This is a genomic window from Lacipirellula sp. (assembly GCF_965279485.1).
Classification (GTDB): Bacteria; Planctomycetota; Planctomycetia; order Pirellulales; family Lacipirellulaceae; genus Lacipirellula.
The window spans coordinates 435,927-462,037 of the sequence record NZ_CBDIIC010000002.1 but is presented as its reverse complement, the minus strand read 5'-3'; the positions used below and the strand labels follow the sequence as shown (position 1 = coordinate 462,037).

The following is a 26,111-nucleotide window of genomic DNA, read 5'->3' as shown; positions in this document are numbered from 1 at the left end:
CATAATCCGGTGAGGCTCGTGTTCGAATAAGCTTCTACGCTGAGACGCACAACTCAGTCTCGTCCCCTTAAGTAGACCGAGAATCGCATGCTCCTAGCCGAAGTCGACGTCGTCGAAACCGTCGTCCATTCAGGCATCACCTTCGGCACAGCCATCGCCATTGTCTGCTCCTGGCAGCGCAATAAGTCGATTCTGCTGGCGATTGTGGCCGGATTTTTCAGCTGGTTTTACGTCGTATACTTTGCATTAACGCGCCGAGCGGACGAAAAGTGAGTTAGTCTCTCGCCGCCGATTCTGCCTGCTTCCAGTACCAACCCGACGCCGCACGAGCCTTGCCGATGAGTTCTCAAACGCTCAAGTACTGCCCGACTTGCGGCGCCCAGATCGCCGCGAACTCGCAGATGTGTCCCAAGTGCGGCGCCATTCAGCCGACCTACCTGGGCGAGGCGACGCGCTCGGTCGGCAAGCTGCAAGTCGATCCCGCGATTCGCGATGCCGCGTCGAAAAAGATCACTGCCGGCATCTGCGCCATCATGCTCGGCTCGTTCGGCATTCATAAGTTCGTGCTCGGGCTGAACACAGCCGGCATCATCATGGCCCTGACGACGATCCTCACCTGCGGCGCCGGCGGGATCATCATGGGCACGATCGGTCTCATCGAGGGGATCATCTACCTCACGAAGTCCGACGACGAGTTCTACGAGACGTACATCGTCGACAAGAAGTCCTGGTTCTAACCCACTGCTAGGGGCCCCCACGGCACGTCGGACTGGTCGCTTCAGCGACCAGTCCAATGCGGCCTCCATCCCCAGCGACGCCGCCTCTTCGCGTAACTCGCAGGGTGGCCGAAAATCGCCGCTCAGCGCCCTAACGCGCATCTGCTAGGCTGAACTCACGACGTCGAAGCTGCGCGCCGACCGCTCTTTGACATCCGACTCAGTCCAATCGCGTGCGCGAGAAGTCTCAGCTTCCCAGCGATGCGGGAGGCGTCTCCGACGCCGATTCCGCGCCCCACTCCAACGGCTCACGAAGCGTCGCCAGCAGTCTTGATGTCGCCCCAAATGCGACATCTAAAAAGCGACATAAAGCGTAACACACTACGTCGCAACGATTTACGGAGTGTCGCTAGTGTCGCTTAAAATCGCATTTCGCTCGCGAAGCGATGCGACACGACTAGCCCCAGGCTCCGCCCGAGGGTCGGCCTCCATTCCAAAAGACGTCGCCGCGCAGTGCGACCCCCGCGCGGAGCCCGGGGCTAGGGCCGCTACGCCTTCGTTTCCGCCGCTTCCTTCGCCGCCGTCCCTTCGACCTCGTGCACAATCACAATGTCATGCACGCCAGTCGCATTCGGATTATCCGGTCCTGCGGCCAAGTGCGAGCCGCCGACGATAATCAGACGATCGCCCTTCGCGGCCAGCCCGGCGTCACAGGCCCAGTCGTCGGCGTGCCGAATCAGTTGCTCGACATTGGTCGCCGGCGCCCCGCGCAGCGGGGTGACGCCCCAGTAGAGGCACATCTTCCGCAGCGTCGTTTCACTTGTGCTGACGCCGATCGTCGGCACAAAGCTCCGCTGCTGCGAGAGGCCGAGCGCCGTCCGGCCCGAGTGGCTCGCGACGACCACCAGCTTGGCCCCCAGCGAGTGGGCCATGGTGCCTGCCCCGCGGACGACGGCGCGAGTGATCTCCTGCAAGTTATCGGCCCGCGGCCGCGTCATCTCGCGCGGTGGCCGGCCCGCCATGCTTTCCTCGGTTACCTGCGCGATGCGGTTCATCATCTCGACCGCTTCACGCGAGAATTTACCGATCGCCGTCTCGCCCGAGAGCATGCACGCATCGGCGCCGTCGAGGATTGCATTGGCCACGTCGGTCGCTTCGGCCCGCGTCGGCCGGGGCGAGTCGTGCATGCTGTCGAGCATTTGCGTCGCGATGATCGACGGCTTCTGCAGTTCCTGGCAGACGCGGACGATCCGCTTCTGCTCGACCGGCACGCGCGCGACGTCGATCTCGACGCCCAGATCGCCGCGGGCCACCATCACGCCGTCCGCTTCGGCGACGATCTCTTCGAGCCGCAGCAATGCCTCGCGTTTCTCGATCTTCGCGATAACGCCCGCCTTCGAACTGCTCGACCGCACAATGTCCTTCAACGTCCGCACTTCGTCCGGCGACCGCACGAAGCTGAGGCTGATGTAGTCGACGCCCGCCTTCGCCGCCCAAATGGCGTGCTGATAATCTTCGACGCTAATGGCCGGAGCGCTCAGCTTCACGTCGGGCAGGTTGATCCCCTGCCGGCTGCGGATCGTGCCGCGCTGCACCACCGAGGTTCGCACGCGGCCCGGCTTCACTTCCTCGACCCGCATGCTCACCGTGCCGTCGGCGAGCATCACGATATCGCCGACCGACAGCTCTTCGAGCAGCGGCTCGTAGGTGGCGGTCAGTTCGTTCGGCGCCTTCGATTCGTCGTCGACGAAGAAGAACTCATCGCCCAGGCGACAAAAGATGCTTTCGCCCGGAATCTCGCCGAGGCGAATCTTCGGGCCGCCGAGGTCGGCGAGGATCGCGAGCGGCTGGTTGAGATCGCGGCTCACTTGCCGAATGCGATCGACGAACACCTGCTGCTGTTCGGGTCCGCCGTGGGCCATGTTCAGGCGGAAGACGTCGGCGCCGGCGAGCACGAGTCCAGTGAGTTGCTCGACTTCGCCGCAGGCGGGGCCGACGGTGGCCACGATCTTCGTGCGGGCCCATTGAGCGCGGGGGGCTGAGAGCGGATTTCCGTCCATGGCGTGATCTCGCGACCCGCGGGGGTCGTGCGGCGGGGAGAGGGGGGAAGGTAAGGGGGCGTGTATTGTGCCTACTGGACGGCGGAATGGGAATACGGTCAACTCACCCCATCGCCCCGCTGCGGAGGGCCGTACGCAGCCTTTTCTTCCATCCGCACGTCCACTCCGGCGACCCGCAACGGGCCGTCCTACACTACATGTCCTATTGGCAAGACAAAGTCTGCGTCGTTGCCGGCGGATCTGCCGGTTTGGGGCTGGCGATTGGCCGCGCCTTAGCAAAACGTAATGCTCGCGTCGTGCTCATCGGCCGTCGGCAGGACGCGCTCGACGCCGCGGCAGGCGAGTTGCAACGGGCCGGCGGAAACGTTACTTCGATTGCCGGCGACATGGCTTGGCAGGAAGACGTCGACCGCGTCGCCGCGGAGGTGACGGAAAAGTTCGGTCGCGTTGAGATGCTTTGCAACTGCGCGGGCCGCTCGACCCGCGGCAAGGTGCTCGATGCGGCGCCCGAAGATTTTCAACAATTGTTCGAAGCGAACTTCTACACGATGGTTCGCGCCACGCGGGCCTTCGCGCCGCTGCTCCTGAAGAGCCGCGGCCACTTGGTGAACATCGGCTCGCTCGCCAGCAAGGTGGCCCCGCGCTACACCGGCGCGTATCCGGCCAGCAAGTTCGCGATCGGTGCCTACACGCAGCAGTTGCGATTGGAACTCGGTGACCAGGGCGTCCACGCGATGCTCGTCTGCCCGGGGCCGTTCACTCGCGACGACAACGGCAAGCGCTACGCCGCCGACGGCGTCGGCGTGCCAGCCGCGGCTCACGCCCCCGGCGCGGGCGCTCACCTCAAGACGCTCGACGCCAACGTCGTTGCCGAGCGGATCCTGAAAGCCTGCGAGCAGCGGCGCGCTGACCTGGTAATCCCCGCGAAGGTCCGCATCCTCTGCGCGCTCAGCCAACTCTCCGCGAGCTGGGGCGATTGGCTGCTCACCCGTTCGACGAAGTAATCAAAGCCACCGGCTTGTCTGGTGGGCGTTTAGCGCGAAAAAAAAGGGCCCCACTTGGCCCTGCGAGGATGCCAAGTGGAGCCCTTCGGCGTGCGTCCCGACTCGCAACTGCCCCGTAGCGGGAAGAGTTACTGCGCCATGCGTCGGCGCCCGTGCGAGAGTCAGACACGTCTGGGTCGTCCAGGAGTGCGAAGATTGCGGGCTTCGCTGACGAGTGACGTGCCGTGTTGGACGAGAGCTACTAATGCAGCTCGCGTGCCAATCGCTGCTAAGCGATTACTCCTCGCGCGCATCTGCGAGCAAACGCCGCGTTCACTCGCTGCATGCCGCGGCATTGAGAGCAGGCAACGTACACCGTTGCCATCGAGAGTGAAGAGCCGCACTCGCGCCGCTTGTAGCCCTTACAAAAGTGCTTGCACTTTCTGGCTACCATCGCAGAGGGGTTAGCGAATCAGCCGCAGCGATTGCACGACGATCGCCGCAATGCCAACAAGCGCGAGGACGTTCTTCGTTGATTCGAACCAACTGAAGCCGCTGCCGTGCGTCGCTCCGCCATCCGCCGCCACATGCATCATCGTTGCATTCGTCGCGGCCGGCAGCGTCGCGCCTGAAGGGCTCTCCTCAACCGCCTGCCAATCGCCGTGGCTCGTCGTCGCTGCAAAGCTAAGGGCCGACTCGGCCTCGCTCGAGTGACCGCGCTTCACGGCCGCTGCATCAGCGCTGTGATTCGGCGAGTGCATTCCCACCAGCATCGCGCCCGCGCCGCGGTTGATATTGTCGGCCTCCAGCTGCGATTGCGGCGGCTCGGCGTGGGCGATCGCCGCGGCGCCTTGCGTTCCGCTGCCAATGTTCGGCGCCAAGCTCGCGAGGAAGTGTTCCACCCGCCCGCCAAAACTGCCGAGCGTCGTTCCCTGCCCTGCCCCGAACAACACGCCGGCGAGTTCGCCCCGCGCGTTAAAGATCGGCCCGCCCGAATCGCCTTGCCGGGCTTCGACGTCGAGCTCCACCATATGCTGCGGCAGGTTCTCCGCAGGGGCGTAATACTGCGTGCAACGGCCGGTCGCGGCGCGGTAATTCCCCGAGCCGTAACCACAGATCGTCAGCTGCTCGCCCGCTTGCGGAGCGGTGGCGGCCAGCTTCACCGGCGCCGCGTTCGGTCGCCAGACGACGAGCGCCGCCAGATCCCAATCGGAATCGACCTTGAGCGGCCGCGCCTTCGAGCGGAACCCGTCGGGGAAGATGACTTCCACTTCCCCATTGCCGTCGCGCACGACGTGCCAGTTGGTGACGACCAGTCCGTATTGATCGCGGACATCGACGAGCGTACCGCTGCCGTACGAGGTCGCATCTCCTTCCGGGACGACGATCCGTGCCACGGCCGGGTGTGGCTGCTGACTAGTGAAGTCGACCGCCGACCGCGGCGAGCCCACGGGCGTAAAGGCGCCTGGTTCAATCGCTTGCGGCGCGCCGAGTGAGTTCGCCCGCGCCGATGCGAATAGCGTCAGCCACGCCATCGCGAGCATGGCGATAGGCCGTAGCATCGCCATTCGCATCGTCGAGAACATTGCCGGGCGGCGGTGGAAGGTGACGAACGGCGTCGTCGATCGACGCGCGGCAGGATGGTGGGAAAGCGACCGAACTACCGCCCGTTGCGAGCCTCGTCGGCAGCTGCTTTGCGAGTCTCTTCGTTCGCGACGATCATCCGCAGCAGCCTTGCTTTCAGCTGGGCGGCGTCATCCTCACGGCGAAACTGTTTGGCGCCGTTCGAGCCGCCGGCGATGGCGGACGGCTCTCCATGCGTCGCGGCCAACCTGCCCCAGCCCGTCGAAGGCGAGGGGATGATCGGCGTGGCGGAATCCATGGCCAACTCCTTACGCAGCAATCGGACGCCCGCCGCGGAGGTCTGCGTCGCGGGGCGGGAAGTCTCGGCCGCCGTTGTAGAGCAATTTCAAACGCTCGAGCTCGGCTCGAAACGCGTTCTCCGCCAATCCGGTGAGCGTCAGCCGAGCGGGGTACCCAGCCAGAAAAACAGCGGCGTCACGGGCCTCGTCGAGCAGATCCTCGGGGAGGTAGAGCGTGGCTCTTATCTTTGGGCGCTGGTCGTCTGTGCATGGCGGCATCCTTGTCGCTGGCGTCTCCAGAGTTGTTCATCGAACCGCCTGCAGGCGTTGCATCAAACGTCAGACGTTTCCCCCACCAGCTTCGCTAGTCGGCACAACTGGCAGCGCCACGGGGTCGGGAGCCTTTTGCCACTGGAGGTTTTCCAATGAATCCAATACCGCTAGTGGCAAAAGGCTCCCGACCCCTTCCGCGGCTACATAAACGCCCTGCCGCCAGCTAGAATGGCGGATCCGCGAACCGCCGCCCCGCTCGACCGGTCCGGTAAGCTGTAACGGCATCTTCTGCCCGATCCCTGACCTCCGACCTCCCGCCCGCTCCCCGCCATGATCGCCATCATCGACTACCAAATGGGAAACCTCCGCAGCGTTCAAAAAGCGTTTGAACGCGTCGGGCACGCGGCCGCCATCACCGCGGATCCGCAGGTGTTGGAGCGGGCCGACCACATTGTGCTCCCCGGCGTCGGCGCCTTTGCCGATGCGATCGCCGAGATCCGCCGTCGCGAATTGGTCGAGCCGATCCTGGGGGCGATCAATTCCGGCAAGCCGTTCCTGGGGATCTGCCTCGGGCTGCAGATGCTGTTCGACGTCGGCTACGAAGACGGCGTCCATGAAGGGCTTGGCGTCATCCCCGGCGAGGTCCGCCGCTTCGACGTGCCGGCGGAATACAAAGTCCCCCACATGGGTTGGAACCACGTCGCCCAGCGCCGCCCGGCGCCAATCTTCAAGGGGATCGACGACAACGCCCACTTTTACTTCGTGCATTCGTACTACGTTGTGCCGAAGGACGAAGGAGTGATCGCCGGCGAGGCGTCGTATCCGAACCCGTTCTGCGCCGCGATCTGGCGCGATAACCTCTTCGCCACGCAGTTCCACCCGGAGAAGAGCCAAGGCGTGGGACTGCAGATGCTTAAGAACTTTGCGGAACTCTAGCTTCTTACCAAAATGGCGAGTCGTGGACCCAAACCCGATCAAGCATGTGGGTAGCTTGATGAAGACGATTCGTCTTCGCTTGGAACCGCAATTTGCGGCTGCTGGCTTTAACTTTGAAGCTCGTAGTCGAGCCGGTGTGTCGCCAGGAGAACCCAGATGGATTGATTTTCGCAATGCGTCCACGCTGCTATCGATACGATACATCCCTCGCGAAGCTGCGCTCGTGGCTGAGCAATTGGATGAAGTCAGCGGGACCTGCCGTGAGGCGGCGACCACCCTGAATTCGCCTCGTTCTCTTGAAGAACTCATGTCCCGTGTGGACGTTTTCGTCGAGGAAGTTGAGAGGCTTCTGATTTCCGGTTGATACGGCCTGACGCTTGAATTCGGCCACTCACTCTGCGATGATTTCAGTAGTTCGCCCGTCCGTTTTCACCCCTCGCTTCGGGGTTGTTTGCTATGCAGGTTTGGCCCGCGATTGATCTGTTAGGGGGCCGCTGCGTTCGGCTGCAGCAGGGCGATTATGCCCGCGAGACGGTCTTCTCCGACGACCCGGCGAGCGTCGCCGCCGGCTTCGAGCGCGACGGCGCCAAGCATCTTCACCTCGTCGATCTCGACGGCGCCCGCTCGGGCAAGCCGATGAATCTCGACGCGGTGCGCAAGATCCTCGCCACGGTCGACATGGAATGCGAACTCGGTGGCGGTATTCGCGACGAAGCGACAATCGAGTCGCTGCTCGATCTCGGCCTGTCGCGAGTCGTTCTCGGCACTTCGGCGCTCAAGCAGCCCGAGTGGTTCCGCGACATGATCGCCAAGTATCCCGGCAAGCTGGTGTTGGGCCTCGACGCCCGCGACGGCTTCGTCGCCACGCATGGCTGGCTGGAAACGAGCAGCGTCCAAGCGGTGGAATTCGTGCAACTCTTTGCGAACGACCCGCTCGCTGCCATCATTTATACAGACATCGCGACCGACGGCATGCTGCAAGGACCGAACGTCGCGGCGATGAGCGAGATGCAGGCCGCGGTGAAGCTGCCGGTGGTCGCCTCGGGGGGCGTCACGACAGCGCAAGACGTTGCCGACCTCTCCGCCGCTGGCCTCCACAGCGCCATCATCGGCCGCGCGCTATACGCCGGCACCCTGACGCTGAAAGATGCCCTCGCCGCATCGAAAACGCCCGTAGCGAGTCCAACCTAAAACAAACAAATACAAAGTCATGAACCGCCAAGGACGCCAAGTACGCCAAGGAAATACAAGAACAATGGTTCTTCCCTTGGCGCTCTTGGCGTCCTTGGCGGTTAAGCATTTAGGCGTTTAGTTACCTTCCCATTTTCACCCGACGACAGCCCAGGAGCACTGCCGCCAGACTTGATCATTCGCAGTCACCGGACACTCACCTTCTCTTTTCGAGGAACGGGGATCGAATCATGGTTAAGAACATTGCGGACATTAGGAACCTTGCCATCTGCGGCCACGGTAGCGCCGGCAAGACGACGCTGATTGATCAGCTGCTCGTCGAAACCGGCGCCGTCAAAGGAAACCCGAGCGTCGACGCCGGCACAAGCGTCTGCGACTTCGACGACGAAGAAAAACAGCACAAACATTCCATCGAGGCCTCGCTCGTTCACCTCGATCACGCCGGCCGGCACTTCAACTTTCTCGACACGCCCGGCTATCCCGACCTGGTTGGTCAAATGATCGGCGCCCTCCGCGCCGTCGAGACCGCTCTCATCGCGGTCGACGCCCACGCCGGCGTCAAAGTGAACACTCGCCGCGCTTGGGCCGAAGCTGGCAGCGCCGGCTGCGGGCGAATCATCGTCCTCACGAAGCTCGACGCCGAGAACGTCGACTTCCCTGCCTTGGTGGCCTCGATCAAGGAAGCGTTCGGCAACGGCTGCATTCCGCTCAACGTCCCCATTGGCACCGGCGATTCGCTCAGCGGCGTCATCAACACGCTGATGATCCCGGCGAACGTCGAAGGCGCCGTCGTCGATCCGCGGCCGATCCACGAAGCGCTTGTCGAGTCGATTATCGAAGTCGACGAACAGCTGATGGAACGCTACTTCGCCGGCGAAATGCCGTCGGACGAAGAGCTATCGCAACTGATGGCCAACGCCGTGGCGGCGGGGACGCTCACGCCGATCGTTTGCGTTTCGGCCAAGAAGCATGTCGGCATTGCCGAGTTGCTCGATTTGCTCACGCTCGCCGCCCTGGCGCCGACCGCCATCGCTCGTCATGCGCTGGTCAACGGCGACGACGTGACGCTCAAACCCGATCCATCGGCCCCCCTCGCGGCGCAAGTTTTTAAGACCCGCATCGATCCGTTCGTCCAACGGCTCAGCTTCCTGCGCGTCTACGCCGGGACGCTCCGCCGCGACGCGATCGTCCACGCCGGCGACGCCCGCAAGGGAGTGAAGCTTGGCGCCTTGCTCGAAGTCCAAGGGGGCGCCACGCACGCCGTCGACGAAGCGGGCCCGGGCGATATCGTCGCGGTCGCCAAGTGCGAAGACCTCCACACCGGTACCACGGTCGGCGACGTTGAACTGCCGCCGATCAGCTTCCCCACGCCGATGGTCGGCCTCGCCGTCGCGCCGAAGAACCGCGGCGACGAAGTGAAGCTTTCCGGCGCGCTCCATAAGATCACCGAGGAAGATCGCACGATCCATTTAGAGCACGACCCCGAGACGAAAGAGATGGTCATCACCGGGATGAGCGAGCTTCATTTGCTCCTCACGAAGGAACGGCTCAAGCGCCGCGACCACGTCGAGATCGAAACGCACGAGCCGAAGATTCCCTACCGCGAGACGGTGCAAATCGAAGCCGACGGCAGCTACCGTCACAAGAAGCAGTCGGGCGGCAGCGGGCAGTTCGCCGAGATCCACGCCCGGATCTACCCATTCCCCGAAGGCGCCGATCCGGTGGCGTTCGCCAGCAAGCAACGCTTTCCGCAGCTGAAGAACACGCACTACCACAAGGCGGCGAACTTTTTGTGGGTCGACACGGTGGTTGGCGGCTCGATCCCCGGCAACTTCATGCCCGCGATCGAGAAGGGATTTCTTGAACGCGTGAAGAGCGGCGTCATCGCCGGGTATCCGGTGCAGAACGTCTGCGTCGAGGTTTACTACGGCAAAGACCATCCAGTCGACAGCAACGAAACCGCCTTCCGCATCGCGGCCAGCAAGGTCTTGGCAGAGATCTTCAGGAAGGCGAAGCCGGCCTTGTTAGAACCGGTCGTGAACCTGCACATCAACGTCCCGGCCGTGAACGTCGGCGACGTGTCGAGCGATTTGCCCGGTCGCCGCGGCCAGATGGTCGGCATGGAGTCGTCGGGCGGGAACATGACGACGATCGAGGCGAAGGCGCCCCTGTCGGAGGTGACGACCTACGCCCGTACGCTCTCGTCGATGACAGGCGGCCAGGGGAGCTTCACGATGGATTTCTCCCACTACGACGTCGTTCCGGGAAATATCCAGCAAGAGGTGTTGAGCAAGGCGAAGCTCAAGGAAGACGAAGATTGACCCGGAAAATGGGACCTGGCGTCTGCGGCAAACCGTCGATTCCGCCGCCGACGCCGGCCCATTTCTCGACGAGACGGGAGGCGGCAACTAGCCTGGAAGCTGACGCTCGCCATCGCTTTGCCCCCTCGTCGCCATGCCTCGCCGCACCGCCGCCGCCCGTTTCGTGAAGGTCGGCGGAGCTGCGCGCCCACCGTTCGCTCCGTGGCTGCTGAGGGCGTTCTTGGCCGTCGCGTTCTGCGGAGACTTCTCGCTAAAGCCGGCCGCGGCGATCACCATCCAGTTCGATTACACGCACGACCAAGGCATCGGCTTCTTCGGCACCGCGGAGAATCCGACCCTCGCGCGAACAACGCTTGAGTTCGCCGCGAAGACGTTCACATCGTTCACCGATACGCTGGCGGCGATTGAACCCGGGGGCGGGAATCGCTGGAACGCCCTCTACGTCGATCCGTTGACGAACACCTACAAGTCGACGGTTGATCTCACGGTTCCGCAGAACACGCTCATCGTTTATGCGATGCCGCTCGATCTTGCGGGACAAACGCTGGGGCAGGCAAGTCCCGGCACCCGGTCGTTCATCGGGACGCCGACGGCGGCGTTTAGCGCTGCGGTGACCAATCGCAATCAAGGCAATTCCAGCGTCGACTTCGCGCCGTGGGGGGGTATGATCGCCGTCGACATGTTTGATTCGTCAGGCGTCGCGCGCAACTGGCACTTCGACGTCAACACGCCGCCGTCGCCGGACGAGTATGACTTCTATACGGTTGTCACGCACGAGCTAGCCCACATGCTCGGCTTCGGCACGTCGGCGGCCTTCAGCGCCGACGTGCTCAACGGTACGTTCATAGGCGCCTACTCGCAGACGCTCTACAACGGCGTCGTGCCGCTATCGGGAGGACAGCACTGGGCGTCGGACGTCACCAGCCCCCCGTACCTGCCGGGGACGCAGCCGCGACCTTCGCTCGGTCCGACGTTGCCCCGCGGGGAGCGCCGGCTCTTCACGCCGCTCGACTATGCGGCGCTCGCCGACGTGGGTTGGCAAGTTCCGGCCAAACTCTACCAGTTGCCCGGCGACTTCAACGGCGACCACATCGTCGATGGCGCCGACTTCCTCGTCTGGCAGCGAAACTTTGGCAAGTCAGGAATATTGCCCGCCGACGCGAACGTCGACGGCGTCGTCGATGCATACGACGCCTGGATTATGCAGCAGAACTACGGCGCTATGGGCGCCCAGTTCCCGCTTGACGCCGTGGCGGGAACAAGCGTGCCGGAGCCGACCAGCGTCGCGTTGACGCTCTCTGCCGCGGCTGTCTTGTTTGGCTGCATGCGACGACGCAAATCTCAAAGCATCATGAACGACGTGATGGCCGCTTCCTGCACCCACGTGAACGCGACGTAAATCAGGGCGCAGAGCACAATCTGGACGATGGTAATCGTTAGCGCCGAGAACGGCGTCGTCGGCAGCGCCACGGCGATCACGGCGCTCGTGATGAGTGCGGGAATAAGATACTGCGGCGCCATCCCGTACGCCGAGCCCGTGATCTGCAGCGCGAGCCGGAGCGTCGCGTTGGCGATGGCGATCATCACCACCATGCTGACGGCATGGGTGAATTCGGGCGGCTCAACGGAGCAAAAGCCGCACGACATCTGGAGCGCCCAGGCGGCGGCGGCGAGCGCCACCGGCACGAGCGCCGCCAGCATCCACAGAGCATCGTACTGAGCTAACGAAGGGCCCACGGTTGTCCCCCGCCTAGGTGACAATCTATCCAGCGTCGGCGCCCTACTCGAACCCTAACATGGTTTGCGAGGCGTTTTGGCCACACGCGTCAGTTTTTTCGACAAACTCGCGGGACGTGCCGCGACCGTTCCGGTGGGTGAGATGCCGGTAGGGTCGACCGTTGGCGCGGTCGATGCGGAGCCCTCGCGACGCTAGCAGCGTTTGGCCCTCGCTCGGGCGATCTTCCCCTCCGACCGCTGCAAGCGGTAAAATAGCTAAACTTGCCTCACACGCCGCGCCGAAAAGAACCTCCAAGGGGCAGGCCGTGTCCTAGCTCCCGATCCTTACTCAAGTCGCCAGGACCGCACTCGATGATCGCTGCCGGTTGCCGCTGTACTTGCCCCGCGTGACGCGGGATCTTCTTCGTCGCGTCGCCGGTCGTGGCGTCGCACCCTCCGATCATCCGTTCGAAGCTCACGCCCTTCGCACGTCCCTCCGCTCGCCGACTCCGCCACCAGAGGCGAACTGCCATGGCCACCGATTTCCGTTTGAAAGATCAATTGCCCGACATCACCGAGCGGATCGTCGCCACGTACGATCGCGCGGGCAAGATGAACCATCTCGATCATTGCCCGCTGCCGCGGTACGACGAGATTGTCGCCGCGATCAATGAGTTGAACGAGATCATGTTCCCCGGCTACCGCCGCCGCGAGGGACTACATCACGGCAACATTGGCTACTACGTCGGCGACCTCGTCGATCGGCTCCACGATCGCCTGACGACGCAGATTGGCCGGGCACTCCGCCACGAAGCGGGCGCGACGAGCATTTGCGATGGGCTGGAGGATTACGAAGCCCTCGGCCAGGCGAAGACGATTCAGTTCCTCGATCAGCTTCCAGAACTGCGCGAGATCCTCGCCACCGACGTCCAGGCCGCCTACGACGGCGATCCCGCCTGCAAGACGCCGGCCGAAGTGATCTTTTGCTACCCCGGTTTGGAAGCGATCACCGTCTACCGGCTCGCTCACCTGCTGTACGAGCTCTCGATCCCGTTCATCCCGCGGATGATGAGCGAGTGGGCCCATAGCCGCACGGGTATCGATATTCACCCGGGCGCCACGATCGGGCGGCACTTCTTCATCGACCACGGCACGGGCGTCGTCGTCGGCGAGACGAGCCATATCGGCGACCATGTGAAGCTCTACCAAGGCGTCACGCTCGGCGCGCTCAGCTTCCCGACCGACGAAGACGGCCAACTCGTCCGCGGTCAAAAGCGGCATCCGACGCTCCAAGACGGCGTCGTCGTGTATGCGAACGCGACGATCCTCGGCGGCCGTACGGTGGTGGGGCATCACTCGGTGATCGGCTCGAGCGTCTGGCTCACCCGGAGCGTCGAACCGCATACAACGGTGGTGCTTGAGGCGCCGAAGCTCCGCCTCCGCCACGACACGCCCGACGACATGCGACCCGAACTAAACTACCAGATTTGAGCGCCAAGTAGCCGCCGGTCAACGACCGGCCGGAGCGGCGCGCTATCCGGTCCCCGCCAACCATGGCTTGGCGCTGCCTACGGCATTGCGCTCTTTGCCCCCGCGCATCCCGACTGCTACGATATCGCACGTCGCGCACCCCTTTCACGCCGCCTGCGAACGTAGCACATGCTTCTCGGACCGATTTTTCAGGTAGAACTCGTCGCCGCCGCCCGGCAGGGTCGGCAATACATGGTGCGACTGATCTACGCCCTGATTATCTTGTTCGTCCTGTGGGTTTCGTACTCGTCGATGAGCGAGCTGCAATCGCTGAGAGCAGGCGGCGGAGCGCCCTCGATTAGCGACGTCGCCCAGATGGCGACGACCTTCTTCATCGCCTTCAGCTGGGTACAACTGCTCGGCATCATCGCCGTCGCGCCGGCGATGGCCGTCGGCACGATTGCTTCGGAACGCGAACGGCGGACCATTGAATACCTGTTCGCCACCGACCTTTCGAATTTCGAAATCGTCGTCGGCAAGACGTTCGCACGGCTGCTGATCGTTGGGCAGTTGGTGCTGGTGAGCCTGCCGATCCTATTTATCTTTCGTTTGCTCGGCGGAATTTCGGCCAATCTGCTGGCCGGCTCGTTCATCACCGCCGCCAGCACCGCGCTGGTGCTGACGGCGCTGAGCGTTTGCGTTTCCGTGTGGTCGCCTCGCTCGCGAGACGCCGTGATGCGCGTCTACCGCCTGCTGGCCGTGTTGCTCATCGTGCCGGGCGTGCTGTCCGCCATGTTGATGATGTTTCAGTTGCAGCTTCAACGGCGTTCGGCGCTGATCGACGCAGCCCAGGCAGTACTGCAATTTGTGCTCTCGCTAAATCCAGTGGTCGTCCTCGGCCAGTCGATGCGCAGTATTTTTGCCGCCGGCGCCGGGTTCGACTTCGAGCCGGTGTTGAAGATGGCCGCCTGGCACGTCGGCTTGTCTGCCGCATTAATCGGCCTCGCCATGTATGCCGTCCGTCGCGTCCATCTCCGCGACGCGAGCCGCGGCGACGCGAAGCAGCAGAAGAAATTGGAACGTCGCCGCGGCATGGAAAAGTTTCGTTGGCGTCCCGAACTCTCCAGTAACGCGATGCTCTGGAAGGAAGCCTTCGCCCCCACGGCGAAGACGAAGCTCGGCATGCTCGGCTCGTTCGCCAACGCCATCATCGTCGTCGTTGCCATGGGGCTGACGGCGTACTTCTTCATCTGTGCGAAATTCGAAATCCTCGACTTCAACGCCGAGGCGTATTACGTCTTCACGGCGATGACGACTGGGTTTCTCGGCTCGGGGCTCCTCCTGATGATGGCCGGCCGCGGCGCTGGCTTGGTGACGCTTGAGAAAGAACGCGACTGCTGGATCTCGCTGCTGTCGACGCCGCTCAGCGGCGGCGAGATTATGCGGGCCAAGCTGCTGGGAAACCTCTATTCAGCGCGCTGGGGGTTGCTGCTGCTGATCATTATCTGGTCGTTGGCCGTGACGTTCGACGTCCGCTTCGCCCTGATGATCCCGCCGTTGCTCATCAGTTTCACGCTGGCGGCGATCTTCGTTTCCCAGGTCGGGCTCCACTACTCGCTCGTCTCGGCGACGAGCCTTCGCGCGATGGGCTACACCCTGGCGACCGTCTTCTTCTGCGGCGGCGGGTACCTGTTCTGTTGCTGCAGCATCGCCGCATTTGGTCGCAGTTCGGACGCTTCGGAAAGTTTGATGGCCATGGGCATGGCGCCCTGCATTCCCTTCCTGCTGGTGGCGCCGGTGGCCTACACGATCGGCGACATGAACTTGCGCGGCGAGTCGGAGTTCGCCGTCGCCTACATCGTTGGCATCATCGGATACGCCGTCGTCAACGCCTTGCTGGCCTCCGATCTAGCACGCTCGTTCGATCGGCGGGTCGGGCGGACGATCGAACGCTCCGAAGCCGCGCTCGGCGGACTCGCTTAGCAATGTTGGATAGCCAAGAGGTATATCGCAATGCTGCGAGGATCGTGCTGATCTCCCCCGCGCAGCGCGTGCTGCTCTTCGAGGCGAGAAACAATCAGGGGGATCACTTTTGGGTGATGCCCGGCGGCGGGCTCGAGTCTAGCGAGACATTTGTGGAGGCGGCGCAACGCGAGCTGTGGGAGGAAACGGGGCAAATCCTCGAGATGGGACCGTGGATTTGGATTCGCTGCCATACCTACAAGTGGGACGGAATTCACTGCAATCAACGCGAGCATTTCTTCGTCGCGCGGTCCAGCGACGAAACGGTCAACGGCGCGAACGCCGATTCGTACATCCTTAGTCACCGCTGGTGGAGCATGGAGGAAATTGCATGCTCGACGGCATTGTTCGCGCCACGGCGTTTGCCAACGCTGCTGCCGCCGATCTTGGCGGGCGAGTATCCCGAGGACGCCATCGACGTCGGCGTCTAAACCCCGCGAGCCAGCAAATCGCCCGGCGAGTCGAGCCGTTTGCCTGGCGCCACCTTGCAGAGCCAGATGCCGCCAAAGTAGAGGCCGACTAGCGGCACGCCCATCAGCAGCATGCTGTACGGGTCGGGCGACGGCGTCAGGACCATCGCCAAGACCGTGATCACGATGATCGCGACCTTCCACTTGGCCCAGTAGCTCTCGATCGAGAAGATGCCGATCCGCTCGAGCAGCAGCATGACCAGCGGCAATTGGAAGCTCAACCCAAAGCCGAGCGGCATCATCAGCACGAAGCTCACCCAGTCGCTAAGCTGCAAATCGGGTTGCGTTTCGGTCCGCTCGTAGTACCACAGCATGAAGTCGAGCAGTGGTTGGAAGGCGAAGAAGAACGCCAGCAGCGCTCCGCCGATGAACAATCCCAAACCAATCGGCAGGTAGGTGTACACGTAACTCTGCTCGTGGCGGTAAAGCCCCGCCGCGATAAATTCCCAAATGAAGTAGAAGATAAAAGGGCTGGAGAAGACGACTCCCGCGATGAACGCCGCTTTGATGTAGATCGAAAACGGCTCCATCGTACTGTGGCCGACGACTCGTAGGCGTTGGTCTTGATCAGTAGGTTGGAACAAGCGGAGCTGGATAAGCTCGTCGCGATTCAGGCCCTTCGCTGGAGCCTCCGGTTCGTCGGTCGCTTTCGCGTCGCCGTCGGTCGTAGCTGCCGCCGGTGCGGCTTGTTTGAGCTGCGGGTACTGCTCTTCAATCAGCCGCCGCAAGTCGTCGGGGGCGATGAGATATTGCGAGACGATCAGCCCCGACTTTTGCATTTCCTCGGCCGTGACGACGGTTCCGCCGTGGTCCGCGTGGCCGCTGGCCTTGAGTTCTGCGGCTAGCTCGTGCTGCTGTTGTTCCGCTTGGCGTTGGTAGAACCTTTGCAGCGAATCACGAACCGGCGTCTGGACGTAGGCGACGATGTCGTTGGCAAACAGCAGCCCGAACAGGAACCCGATGAACAGCGCCGCGATCGACTTGAACAGCGCCCGCCGCAACTCTTCAAGATGGTCGCCGAACGACATCTTCGACTGCTCAAGCCGGTCTTCATCTTCAGGTCGCATCGGCATGGCAGGCGGAGTGGCGAAACGGTTGAACTGAGGGGGAAACGAGCGACGCGACGAGGGCAGAAAACTGCCAACTCGGCTCTCGCAACTCGCAGCTTCCATGTTACAAACGACCTGCTGCGGCGACAACGCGCGCCGCATCCCGCCGCCGCGTCCTAACTCGCACTCAAGCATAGGTTTCCGACCGACGCCATGACTCCTCGTTGCGACTACTTGCTCCGGTTCGAGCCCCTTTTTCGCCGTTACTTGTGGGGAGGACGCCGACTGGGGACGATGCTCGGCAAGGCGATTGGCGCTGGGGACGACTATGCCGAAAGTTGGGAAATTGTCGATCACGGCGCCGACCAGAGCGTGGTTCTTAACGGTCCTTTGGCGGGGCGGACATTGGGCGACCTCGTCCGCGAGCAGCCGGCCGCACTCCTCGGCGATGGCGTGACGACGGAGAGCTTTCCGCTGCTGTTCAAGTTTCTCGACTGCAACCGCACGCTATCGGTGCAGGTCCACCCGAACGACGAGCAAGGCGCCCAGCTCGATCCGCCCGACCTTGGTAAGACGGAAGCGTGGGTCGTCATCGCCGCCGATCCTGGTAGCAAGATCTACGCGGGACTGAAGCCGGGCGTCACGGCGGAGCAACTGGCGGCCACGATCGCCGCTGGTCATTGCGAGACATGCCTCCACGAGTTCGAGGCCCGCGTCGGCGACTGCGTCTTCATTCCGGCGGGAACGGTGCACGCGCTTGGCGCGGGATTGGTGATCGCCGAGATTCAACAGGCGAGCGATACGACGTTCCGCCTCCACGATTGGAACCGCGTCGACGCTGCCGGCAATCCGCGACAACTGCACGTCGACGAATCGCTCGCGACGATCGACTACACGCGTGGCGCCGTGGCGCCGCAGCAACCTGCGGCACACGAAGCGGGACGCGAGCGGCTCGTCGAGTGCGACAAGTTTCTGCTCGACCGAGTGTCGATTGCCGCCGGATCAGGCGCGACGTTGGGCGGCGGCGATTCGTTTCACCTGCTGGCGGTTCTCGCGGGAGCGGTGGAAGTCACCGCTGGCGGTCGGAAAGAAGTTCTGAAAGCAGGCGAAACGGCACTCCTTCCCGCGGCGGTGGAAACTGCCCCGGTGCTCGCCCGAGAAGCCGCGCTGCTGCTTGATATCTCGCTTCCCGGTTAGCAGGCGCCAACGCTAGCAAACAGGCGCCAGCTCCTCTTTGCTGGAATCGTCGGGCTTCTTACAATCCCCGCGCGTCGCTCCCCGCACTGCGCACCCGTTCCCGGATTGTTCGATGGCCCGCCAACTCCACAGCAGAATCTTGCTGATCGTCGCCGCCGCGTCGGCGATCGGGTGTTCGTCGACGATCCATCGTCCGCAGTTGCGAAGTCCCGGTCCGGCTAAGTACCAGCGGGCCAATGCCGAGGCGTTCGACCCCTATCCGCTCCCCGACTTGGGACCGGAGATCGACGGCGGCCGTCCCCGCGAGTTTGGCATCCCGCGGAACGAAGTCGAGCGAGCCCAGGACTATTCGATCGTTCAAGCGGCGCGCCGCAACTCGCTGACGACGCAGGCGCCGGCCGTGCCGTTCGTGGGCGGTTCGTCGGTTCCGATGACCATGCCCGGTACGACCGCTCCAGCGTTCACGCCGACGACTCCCAGCGTGCCGTCATACACTCCATCGGCCCCGGTTTACTCGCCGCCCGCCGCGACAGGCGTGCCGAGCTATCCGACGATTCCGACCACGCCAAGTTACAGCCCCCCCACCGGCCAGCCTGGTATCCGCTACTAATCGCTCTCGCCGTGTCATCACTAGCCCCGGGCTCCGCCCGGGGGTTGCGCACCATGTCGTGGAACGTCGCCCCTACTTCACGCCGACCCCCGGGCGGAGCCCGGGGCTAGAAATCCGGCGGAGTGCCGCGAAGCGTTGCGAGCGGCGCCACTGGGGCCGGCGGGCCCCGCGAGCTATCATGCAGGATGTTGATTTATTCGCATCCAGGCAGTTAGCAGAAGCAGTTACCCATGGCGTCCCCTCCCGGAAAGCGCGGCCCCGGTAAGCCCCGCGCTGGCAAATCGAATAGTGGGAGTGGTCGCCCCGGCAAACCAGCTGGGCGGAAGCCGATCGGCGCCAAGTCGACCGGCGACAAACCCGCCGGGCGCAAGACTACCGGCGGCAAGCCGGCGGGCGAGCGTCGCTCCACGGGCGACAGGCCGCTCCCCAGCCGACCGCCAAAGCGTCGGCCGACCCTAGCCGGCCCGCGGCCCGCCAGCGAGCCGCGCGAAGGCGAACGGTTGCAGAAGGTGCTCGCTGCCGCTGGGCTCGCGAGCCGCCGTGACTGCGAAGAATACATCTCGGCTGGTCGCGTGCAGATTGACGGCGAGACCGTCACGGAGCTCGGCGTCCGCGTTGATCGCGCCCGCCAGGAGATCAAGGTCGATGGCGAGCCGCTGCCGCGCATTCGGTTGCAGTATTTCGCCGTTCACAAGCCGCCGGGGATCGTTTCGACGAATCGCGACCCCAGCGGTCGGCCGCGCGTGATCGACCTGCTCCCCCCCGGCGTCGGCCGCATGTTCGCCGTAGGCCGCCTCGACATGGCGAGCGAGGGTCTGATCCTCGTGACCAACGACGGTCCGCTGGCCGATCAACTCACTCACCCGCGGCATGGCGTCGAGAAAATTTACGACGTGCTCGTCGCCGGTCAGCCGGCGCAAGACGTGCTCGACCAGGTGAAGCGCGGCGTTCACCTGTCAGATGGGTTTGTCCACGCCGTCGACGTCCGCGTGAAGTCCTCCAAAAAGGGGGTTACGCAGCTGGAGATGGTGCTCGACGAAGGCCGCAACCGCGAAGTGCGGCGGCTGCTGGCCCGGTTGGGCCACAAGGTACAGCGGCTGATCCGCGTCGCCGTCGGCCCGATTCGACTGGGCGAAATGCCGCGCGGCGCCGTGCGGATGCTCACGCCTGACGAAGTGAAGAAACTGCGCGAAGCGGCCGCGGCCGGCCCGAAGGAAGAAGCCGAACAAGCAGCCGCCGGGCGTCCGCCGCGACGCGGAGCGGGCGGCCCCAAGCGAGCGACGACGCGGACCCAGCGCCCTGGCGGCGGTGGTCCGGCTGGCGATCGGAAGCCGGGAGGCCGCAAGCCGCTGGGCAACAAGCCTGCCGGCGGCCGGAAGGCGCCCGCGAAGCCCCCTCGCGTGGTCGGCGGCTCGGAGCCGACTCGCAGCCTAATCGGCGACGACGGCTCGTCGGCGGTCGCTCCGCGCAAGCCTGCCGGGAAGCCGCCGCAAAAGGCAGCTGGCGGCGGCAAGAAGCCGGGACGTCCTGGCGCGTTCCAACGGAAGACCGGGCCGCAAAAAGGCCATCGGAAGCCTAAGCCGGGGGGCAATCGGTGAGCGGAGGAACTTGCAGCAAGGAAGCCAATCCGCTCGGAGCGGCCCACTACGCCGACCAGGCGGCCCAGACGACGGCCCGCGTGATTGAGAACGTGCAACTGGCGAGCGGCACCTACCGCATCCGCCTGGAAGCCCCGGAGATCGCTGCTCGGGTGACGCCCGGGCAGTTTCTGATGTTGCGGCTGGCCGGCGGCAGCGACCCGCTGTTGGGGCGGCCGCTGGCCCTCTACGACACTTGGCTCGGTCCCGATGGCACGCCACAGGGCGTCGATGTCGTTTACCTCGTGGTCGGCCGGATGACGGGGCGGCTCGCCCAGGTGAAGGCTGGCGACGCGATCGAAACCTGGGGCCCGCTCGGCAACGGCTTTTCCAATGAGCCGGTCGATCATCTGATCATGGTGGCCGGCGGCATCGGCCAGACGCCCTTCCTGGCCCTGGGGCGTGAAGCCCTCGGCGGCCGCCACTATGGCGATCCCTCGCGGCAACCGCTGCGGGCGGGCCGCGCGACGCTCTGCTACGGCGTCCGCGCGGCGGACTTGCTAGCGGGAGTCGATGACTTCCGCGGCGCCGGGATCGATGTCCGCGTGAGCAGCGACGACGGCAGCGTTGGTCGTCAGGGGCTCGTGACGGCGACGCTGGGCGAACTGCTCGACGATGCGGCCGCGAAGGGCGAAACCTCGATTCGCATCGCCTGCTGCGGGCCTGAACGAATGATGGAGGCGGTCGCCCATCTCGCGATCGAACGTGGCGTGGCCTGCGAGCTTTCGCTCGAAACCCCGATGGCCTGCGGCATCGGCATCTGCTTCAGTTGCGTCGTAAAAGTCCGGCAGCCCGACGGCGAGTGGGACTACAAGCGGACCTGCGTTGAGGGCCCGATCTTCGCGGCGGAGAAGATTGAGTGGTGAGAGTGGAGCCGCCACGCCGCGGGCAGTAACCTGAGGCAAGCTTGCCTCAGGCTAGCAGCGGCGAGCACTTCGCTCCCCGCGCACCGTCTTTCCCACGTACTCACCTAAACACCCACTCACCCGCGCCGCAGGCGCGCAGAAAGACCCCGGCCGATCCCGACCAGGGTCTTTCCTGTGATCCGATTCTGCAGCGACCAGACTAGGCGGTGGCCTTCGTCTTCAGTCCCTTCACCGCCTTCGACAACCGCGACTTCAGACGAGCCGAGGCGTTGGCGTGCAGGATGTTCTTCGCAGCGGCCTTGTCGAGCTTCACGACGGCGTTGCGGAATTCGGTTTCGGCGGCAGCGACGTCGCCGGCGGCGATGGCGGTGCGAACCTTCTTGATTTGGGTCCGGAGGGTCGAGCGTACCACGCGATTGCGGGCACGGCGGTCGATACTCTGACGGAGACGCTTCTTGGCACTCGGTGAACTGGGCATCGTGTTTTTGCGATGTGGGGTCTGAGAATTCGGATCGGCCGGCGGCGCCTCGTACGCCGCACACACCCATGATCGGCCTACGGCCGTCTGGCGAATCAACCACTATTGCGTAATGAGGCGATCTTGTCCAGCCGGTCCGACACATCCCGGTACCCATAATCCATGCCGGCCAGCTCGGCGAGGTGGCGTTCGGCCCGGTCGAGCTCCCGGAGGCCCGTGGCAAGGACTCCGGCCCGATAGAGGGCCAGTTTCCGCACTTCCTCCTCACCTGTCTCCGTGGCTTCAATCGACTGTTCGTAGTGGGACAGGGCGAGCTTGTATTGCTCGATTTTCTGGAAACATTCGCCCAGTTCCAGCAAAACGAGGCTTTTTCGCTTGGGATCGCTCCGGGCGGCCTGAAGGGCGGTGATCGCCTGCTTGGTTTTGCCGGCCCGTTTGAACCGCTGCCCTAGCTCGAACTGCAGCCGCGGGTTGTGCGGATCGCGGTCGACGCGGGAGGCGTAAACTTCCAGTTCCACCCGGTTCACCTGAACTCGAGCCCGTTCGAACAACTGTTTCGCTTCGGGCGTTTTCTGGCTTTCAAAAAACTTCTGAGCCGACGCCAGTTGGCTGGCGGCGTGGCGCACCTGCAGGTCTTCCAACCGCTCCCGAATCTGCAGATTGCCCCCGCCGGTGGCTTGGTTGGCAAGCTCCAGCGTCTGCTGAGCGTCGTCCAGGCGGGCGTCGTGCAGGTAGAGGTCGGTCAGCCGCAGGTAAGCTTCGGCCGTTGCGGGGTCTCGGGCAATCTGGGCCTTGTACCGATCTTCTGGCGAAAGCGCCCGCTCGGCGGCCTCTTCCTCGGTATCTTCGCCCCCCTTCGAGAGCCGAGCAACTGACATCGTTGCTCCCGTCGCGGGCGAGCCGTCAGTTGCTGGTTTGCCGCCGAGGAGCGCCGGATCGTATCCGCCGCGATGGATCGTGCGCTCGACGGATAGATTGCGGATCGCCTGCTGCGCTTCCTCGTCGTGCGGCTTGGCCTGTTCGACGCGATGCCAACAGGCGATTGACTGGTCGAACTGCCCCATCCGCTGCAGCGCGAGCGCGGCTTGCCGGTTCACGACCGGGTCTTTGCCGTCGACGTCGAGCGCCCGGCGGAGGTAGCTGAGTTGGGCCTCGTCAACGTGCAACTCATTGCAGGCCGCGGCCATCGCGAGCAGCGATTGGATATCCCACGGATTGAGGGCGAGGGCCCCGCAACCGGCGGTGAACGCCTGCATCCACAGCCCTTGTTGGGCCGCCTTCGCCATTGCCGAGCGATGGGACTTGATCTTGAGAGCCGCGAGCTTGGCGCCTTTTTTATTGTTGTTGTATTTTTTGTGGAGATTGGCGAGGAACGCCTGTAGGAACACGACGTTCGCCGGGTCTTCGGAGACGCACTGCGTGTAGAGTTCGTTGGCGTACTCGTGGTCGCCCTTTTCGACGCAACGCTGGGCGTGCTCGAACGTCTTCGTGAGGCGATGGCGTACGCTCGCCGCGAGGGGAGCAGGGCCGCGCGGGGCGGAGAGCGGAGCAGTTTGCGAATCCGTCGCCATGTGAGTCGTGCCGGTTCCGGGCGTGCACTGAAAAGCGAAACGAATCTTCGGCTCGCGCTGGTGCGCAAGCCGGGCCTCTGGTTGCTATTCTAACAGCAGCCCGGGCCCCAGCAACGTTGTGGCCGCAGATGCCGCCGCCACGCCGTACCAACCTTATAAATGGCAAAATCCACCGGTAAATCGTTCCTTATCGGAGCCGGTCCTGGAGACCCAGGGCTCCTGACCCTGCGCGGCCGACAGCGGCTCGGCGAGGCCGACGTCGTGCTGTACGACTACCTGGTGAACCCCAGGATCCTCCAGTACGCTCGCTCCGACGCTGAACTTTGCTGCCTTGGTAGGCATGGCCACGGGCGGCTGGTGACGCAGGAAGAGATCCACGAGCAAATGATCGCCGCCGCGCGGGCCGGCAAAATCGTCGCCCGACTCAAAGGGGGTGATCCCGCGATCTTTGGCCGTACCGCGGAAGAACTGGCGGCGCTCGATGCGGCCGGCGTGCCGTACGAAGTCGTTCCCGGTATTTCCTCCGCTCAGGCGGCCAGCAGCTACACCGGCATCCCGCTCACGCATCGCGACTCGGCGTCGTGCGTCGCGCTCGTCACCGGTCAGCAGTCGCGCGATCGTGAAGACTCGCTCGACATGGAAGGGCTTGCCCGTTTTCCCGGCACGCTCGTCTTTTACATGGGGGTGACGTCGGCGCCGCAGTGGTCGGCCGAGTTGATTGCCCATGGCAAGCCGCGCGATACGCCCGTGGCGATTGTCCGCCGTGCGAGTTGGCCGCAGCAGCAGGCGATAACGACCACGCTTGGCGAACTCGCGACCGTGCTCGCGCCGGGCAAGGTGCGGCCGCCGGCGATCGTCATCGTCGGCGAAGCGGTCGCGGCGCGGGCGGCTTCCGACTGGTTCGCCGCGAGGCCACTTGTGGGGCGGTCGATCTTGGTAACGCGGCCTGCTGGGCAATCGGAGGGATTGGTCGAAGCGCTCACCGAACTCGGCGCCGCCGTTTACTACCAGCCGGCAATTGAGATCGGCCCGCCGCGCGATTGGGCGGCGGCGGACGCGGCGATTCGCGACTTAGCGTCATTCGAGTGGCTGGTCTTCTCGAGCTCCAACGGCGTGCGTTATTTCCTCGACCGCTTGGCGACGCACAAGCTCGATTTGCGGGCGATCGGCGGCTGCAAGATCGCGGCGATCGGACCCGGCACGGCCGAGGCACTGCGCGAGTATCGCTTGCACGCAGACCTGCTGCCGGAAGAATACCGCGCCGAATCGCTGGCCGAGGCCCTGGCGCCGACGGCAAAGGGCGCGAGCATCTTACTTCTGCGTGCGAGCCGCGGTCGCGAAGTCTTGGCGGAGAAGCTCACCGCCGCCGGGGCCAGCGTGCGGCAAGCAGTCGTTTACGAGAGCCGCGACGTGAAGACGCCTGATCCCGAGATCGTCGACGCGTTGCGGGAGGGCCGCATCGAGTGGGCGACCATCACGAGCTCCGCGATCGCTCGGTCGCTGATCGCGCTGTTCGGCGTCGATTTGAAGCAAACAAAGCTCGCCGCCATCAGCCCGCTCACAGCCGGCGTCCTTACCGAAGCCGGCTACAAGGTTTCAGCCATCGCCGATCCCTACACAACGGCCGGCGTCGTCGACGCGATCCTCACCGCCGAACAGTAGCCGCGGGTCAACGACCCGCCGGAGCGCTGATCGTTTGGCTCAACGTCGCAATGCGTCGGAGAATGCAGGTTCAAATCGTACGGCAACGCGGCATCGGTACTCGCTCCGGCGGGGGCGTTGCCCCGCGGCTGCTAGCGCGATGCGAGCCGTTCTGGATAGACCACGAACTCGACGCGGCGATTCCGCGCTTTGCCGGCGTCACTGGAATTTGACACGACCGGGTGATTCCCGCCGTGGCCGATGACGAAGAGCTGGTTCGGCGCCATGACGCGCTTCTGAGCCAGCGAGTTGTAGACGGCCAGGGCCTGGGCGGCGGACAGATGGTGGTTCGTCGGGAATTGCTGCGAGTGGGTCGCGCCGTCGTCGGTGTGACCCTCGATGCCGATGAGATTGTCGGGGAAGTTCTGCCGCAGGTCGGCGGCGACGTTGTCGAGCAGTTGCTCGCCGCCATTCTGGAAGTAGTTGCTGCCCGGCATAAAGACGCGGTCGGCGGGAATCTCGACCCGCACGACGTCGCCGTCTTGCCGTACCTCGACGCCAGGGATCTGCTTAACGGTGAGATTCTTCAGCAGCGTATTGTTCGGGCGAATCTCGGCGCCTGCCCGCTGCTTCGAGGTTGCGGCGAGTTGCGTGCTCATCTGGGTAAGCTGGTCGTTGTTCGTCCGCATCGCCAGCAATTGATCGGTCGTCGTTTGCAACTGCGTCCGCGTGGCGCCGACTTCGTCGCTCAGCAACTGCACTTGTTGCTTTGATTGGGCGAGCAGCGACTCAAGCTCTTGGTTGTTCTTGTCGAGCGAGGCGGCCCGCGCTTGGTATTCCTGGTTTTGCTGAGCCAGGGTCGTCACTTGCTGCTGCATCGCGAGCTGCGCTTGCTGCTGATTGGGCGCAATCGACAGCTTGCCGCAACCGGCAAGAAGAGCGAGCGTCGCGATGGTAAGAACGGTGCGGTGCACGGCGCGAGTGACAGGCGGCGTGATGGGTGGGGCCTCGAAGCGGGCGAACGGTAGCATTGCCGCGAGCA

Annotated in this window: 26 protein-coding genes; 16 read left to right on the top strand and 10 right to left on the bottom strand. The window is 64.1% G+C overall.

Going from position 1 to position 26,111, the window contains the following annotated elements; translation table 11 throughout:
* Positions 1 to 87: 87 nt before the first annotated feature.
* Positions 88 to 273 (top strand): hypothetical protein, encoded by a 186-nt coding sequence (locus ACQY7R_RS09365; RefSeq protein ID WP_428305339.1) that lies wholly within the window; start codon positions 88 to 90, stop codon positions 271 to 273.
* Between the two features lie 65 nt (positions 274 to 338).
* Positions 339 to 737 (top strand): NINE protein, encoded by a 399-nt coding sequence (locus tag ACQY7R_RS09360; protein ID WP_428305338.1) that lies wholly within the window; start codon positions 339 to 341, stop codon positions 735 to 737.
* A 527-nt stretch (positions 738 to 1,264) separates the two neighbouring features.
* Here the strand turns inward: ACQY7R_RS09360 and pyk are convergent.
* The gene (pyk, locus tag ACQY7R_RS09355) at positions 1,265 to 2,776 is read right to left on the bottom strand and encodes a pyruvate kinase (protein ID WP_428305337.1); all 1,512 of its coding nucleotides are present in this window, start codon (positions 2,774 to 2,776) and stop codon (positions 1,265 to 1,267) included.
* A gap of 86 nt (positions 2,777 to 2,862) precedes the next feature.
* Between pyk and ACQY7R_RS09350 the strand changes: the two genes are divergently transcribed.
* Positions 2,863 to 3,780, top strand: coding sequence for an SDR family NAD(P)-dependent oxidoreductase (locus tag ACQY7R_RS09350; protein WP_428305336.1), 918 nt, complete (start codon positions 2,863 to 2,865; stop codon positions 3,778 to 3,780).
* Between the two features lie 443 nt (positions 3,781 to 4,223).
* Here ACQY7R_RS09350 and ACQY7R_RS09345 read toward each other — a convergent pair whose 3' ends face one another.
* The 3 genes from ACQY7R_RS09345 to ACQY7R_RS09335 form a co-directional block, all read right to left on the bottom strand.
* On the bottom strand, positions 4,224 to 5,321 hold the full coding sequence (locus ACQY7R_RS09345) for a S1 family peptidase (protein ID WP_428305335.1): 1,098 nt from the start codon (positions 5,319 to 5,321) through the stop codon (positions 4,224 to 4,226).
* A gap of 98 nt (positions 5,322 to 5,419) precedes the next feature.
* Positions 5,420 to 5,641, bottom strand: coding sequence for a hypothetical protein (locus ACQY7R_RS09340; RefSeq protein ID WP_152099743.1), 222 nt, complete (start codon positions 5,639 to 5,641; stop codon positions 5,420 to 5,422).
* A gap of 10 nt (positions 5,642 to 5,651) precedes the next feature.
* Positions 5,652 to 5,900: a hypothetical protein gene (locus tag ACQY7R_RS09335; protein WP_428305334.1), complete on the bottom strand. Its 249-nt coding sequence runs from the start codon at positions 5,898 to 5,900 to the stop codon at positions 5,652 to 5,654.
* A 324-nt stretch (positions 5,901 to 6,224) separates the two neighbouring features.
* On the opposite strand from ACQY7R_RS09335, the gene hisH reads away from it, so the two are divergent.
* The 5 genes from hisH to ACQY7R_RS09310 all read left to right on the top strand — a co-directional run bounded on the left by hisH (position 6,225) and on the right by ACQY7R_RS09310 (position 11,741).
* Positions 6,225 to 6,830: an imidazole glycerol phosphate synthase subunit HisH gene (hisH, locus tag ACQY7R_RS09330; protein WP_152099741.1), complete on the top strand. Its 606-nt coding sequence runs from the start codon at positions 6,225 to 6,227 to the stop codon at positions 6,828 to 6,830.
* Between the two features lie 58 nt (positions 6,831 to 6,888).
* Positions 6,889 to 7,194 (top strand): hypothetical protein, encoded by a 306-nt coding sequence (locus ACQY7R_RS09325; protein WP_428305333.1) that lies wholly within the window; start codon positions 6,889 to 6,891, stop codon positions 7,192 to 7,194.
* A gap of 92 nt (positions 7,195 to 7,286) precedes the next feature.
* Complete coding sequence (gene hisA / locus ACQY7R_RS09320; RefSeq protein WP_428305332.1) at positions 7,287 to 8,021, top strand: 1-(5-phosphoribosyl)-5-[(5-phosphoribosylamino)methylideneamino]imidazole-4-carboxamide isomerase; 735 nt, start codon at positions 7,287 to 7,289, stop codon at positions 8,019 to 8,021.
* A 230-nt stretch (positions 8,022 to 8,251) separates the two neighbouring features.
* A complete protein-coding gene (locus ACQY7R_RS09315; RefSeq protein WP_428305331.1) occupies positions 8,252 to 10,342 on the top strand; it encodes an elongation factor G in 2,091 nt (696 codons plus the stop codon).
* A 133-nt stretch (positions 10,343 to 10,475) separates the two neighbouring features.
* Complete coding sequence (locus tag ACQY7R_RS09310; protein ID WP_428305330.1) at positions 10,476 to 11,741, top strand: dockerin type I domain-containing protein; 1,266 nt, start codon at positions 10,476 to 10,478, stop codon at positions 11,739 to 11,741.
* Here ACQY7R_RS09310 and ACQY7R_RS09305 read toward each other — a convergent pair.
* Complete coding sequence (locus ACQY7R_RS09305; protein WP_428305329.1) at positions 11,684 to 12,079, bottom strand: hypothetical protein; 396 nt, start codon at positions 12,077 to 12,079, stop codon at positions 11,684 to 11,686. The genes ACQY7R_RS09310 and ACQY7R_RS09305 overlap by 58 nt on opposite strands.
* A 266-nt stretch (positions 12,080 to 12,345) precedes the next feature.
* Complete coding sequence (locus ACQY7R_RS09300) at positions 12,346 to 12,591, bottom strand: hypothetical protein (RefSeq protein ID WP_428305328.1); 246 nt, start codon at positions 12,589 to 12,591, stop codon at positions 12,346 to 12,348.
* On the opposite strand from ACQY7R_RS09300, the gene epsC reads away from it, so the two are divergent.
* From epsC to ACQY7R_RS09285, 3 genes are all read left to right on the top strand, one after another.
* On the top strand, positions 12,590 to 13,549 hold the full coding sequence (epsC, locus tag ACQY7R_RS09295) for a serine O-acetyltransferase EpsC (RefSeq protein ID WP_428305327.1): 960 nt from the start codon (positions 12,590 to 12,592) through the stop codon (positions 13,547 to 13,549). The two genes, ACQY7R_RS09300 and epsC, sit on opposite strands and share 2 nt — an antisense overlap.
* A gap of 168 nt (positions 13,550 to 13,717) precedes the next feature.
* A complete protein-coding gene (locus ACQY7R_RS09290) occupies positions 13,718 to 15,511 on the top strand; it encodes an ABC transporter permease (protein ID WP_428305326.1) in 1,794 nt (597 codons plus the stop codon).
* Positions 15,512 to 15,513: 2 nt separating this feature from the next.
* Positions 15,514 to 15,981 carry an NUDIX hydrolase gene (locus tag ACQY7R_RS09285; RefSeq protein ID WP_428305325.1) on the top strand — a complete coding sequence of 156 codons (468 nt, stop codon included), beginning with the start codon at positions 15,514 to 15,516 and terminating at the stop codon, positions 15,979 to 15,981.
* Here ACQY7R_RS09285 and tatC read toward each other — a convergent pair.
* Positions 15,978 to 17,093: a twin-arginine translocase subunit TatC gene (tatC, locus tag ACQY7R_RS09280; protein WP_428305324.1), complete on the bottom strand. Its 1,116-nt coding sequence runs from the start codon at positions 17,091 to 17,093 to the stop codon at positions 15,978 to 15,980. The genes ACQY7R_RS09285 and tatC overlap by 4 nt on opposite strands.
* Before the next feature lie 189 nt (positions 17,094 to 17,282).
* On the opposite strand from tatC, the gene ACQY7R_RS09275 reads away from it, so the two are divergent.
* The 4 genes from ACQY7R_RS09275 to ACQY7R_RS09260 all read left to right on the top strand — a co-directional run bounded on the left by ACQY7R_RS09275 (position 17,283) and on the right by ACQY7R_RS09260 (position 21,379).
* Positions 17,283 to 18,266 (top strand): type I phosphomannose isomerase catalytic subunit, encoded by a 984-nt coding sequence (locus tag ACQY7R_RS09275; RefSeq protein WP_428305323.1) that lies wholly within the window; start codon positions 17,283 to 17,285, stop codon positions 18,264 to 18,266.
* A gap of 112 nt (positions 18,267 to 18,378) precedes the next feature.
* A complete protein-coding gene (locus ACQY7R_RS09270; protein ID WP_428305322.1) occupies positions 18,379 to 18,876 on the top strand; it encodes a hypothetical protein in 498 nt (165 codons plus the stop codon).
* 230 nt (positions 18,877 to 19,106) lie between these two features.
* Positions 19,107 to 20,474, top strand: coding sequence for a pseudouridine synthase (locus tag ACQY7R_RS09265; protein ID WP_428305321.1), 1,368 nt, complete (start codon positions 19,107 to 19,109; stop codon positions 20,472 to 20,474).
* Complete coding sequence (locus tag ACQY7R_RS09260) at positions 20,471 to 21,379, top strand: dihydroorotate dehydrogenase electron transfer subunit (RefSeq protein ID WP_428305320.1); 909 nt, start codon at positions 20,471 to 20,473, stop codon at positions 21,377 to 21,379. Before ACQY7R_RS09265 ends, ACQY7R_RS09260 begins: the two co-directional genes overlap by 4 nt.
* Positions 21,380 to 21,578: 199 nt before the next feature.
* On the opposite strand, the gene rpsT is transcribed toward ACQY7R_RS09260, so the two are convergent.
* Together rpsT and ACQY7R_RS09250 are read right to left on the bottom strand one after the other, a co-directional pair.
* Complete coding sequence (gene rpsT, locus ACQY7R_RS09255) at positions 21,579 to 21,857, bottom strand: 30S ribosomal protein S20 (RefSeq protein WP_428305319.1); 279 nt, start codon at positions 21,855 to 21,857, stop codon at positions 21,579 to 21,581.
* A 95-nt stretch (positions 21,858 to 21,952) separates the two neighbouring features.
* Complete coding sequence (locus ACQY7R_RS09250; RefSeq protein WP_428305318.1) at positions 21,953 to 23,428, bottom strand: hypothetical protein; 1,476 nt, start codon at positions 23,426 to 23,428, stop codon at positions 21,953 to 21,955.
* A gap of 159 nt (positions 23,429 to 23,587) precedes the next feature.
* Between ACQY7R_RS09250 and cobA the strand changes: the two genes are divergently transcribed.
* Positions 23,588 to 25,090 carry a uroporphyrinogen-III C-methyltransferase gene (gene cobA / locus ACQY7R_RS09245; protein ID WP_428305317.1) on the top strand — a complete coding sequence of 501 codons (1,503 nt, stop codon included), beginning with the start codon at positions 23,588 to 23,590 and terminating at the stop codon, positions 25,088 to 25,090.
* Positions 25,091 to 25,221: 131 nt separating this feature from the next.
* Here the strand turns inward: cobA and ACQY7R_RS09240 are convergent, their stop codons facing one another.
* A complete protein-coding gene (locus ACQY7R_RS09240; RefSeq protein WP_428305316.1) occupies positions 25,222 to 26,043 on the bottom strand; it encodes an OmpA family protein in 822 nt (273 codons plus the stop codon).
* Positions 26,044 to 26,111: the final 68 nt, after the last annotated feature.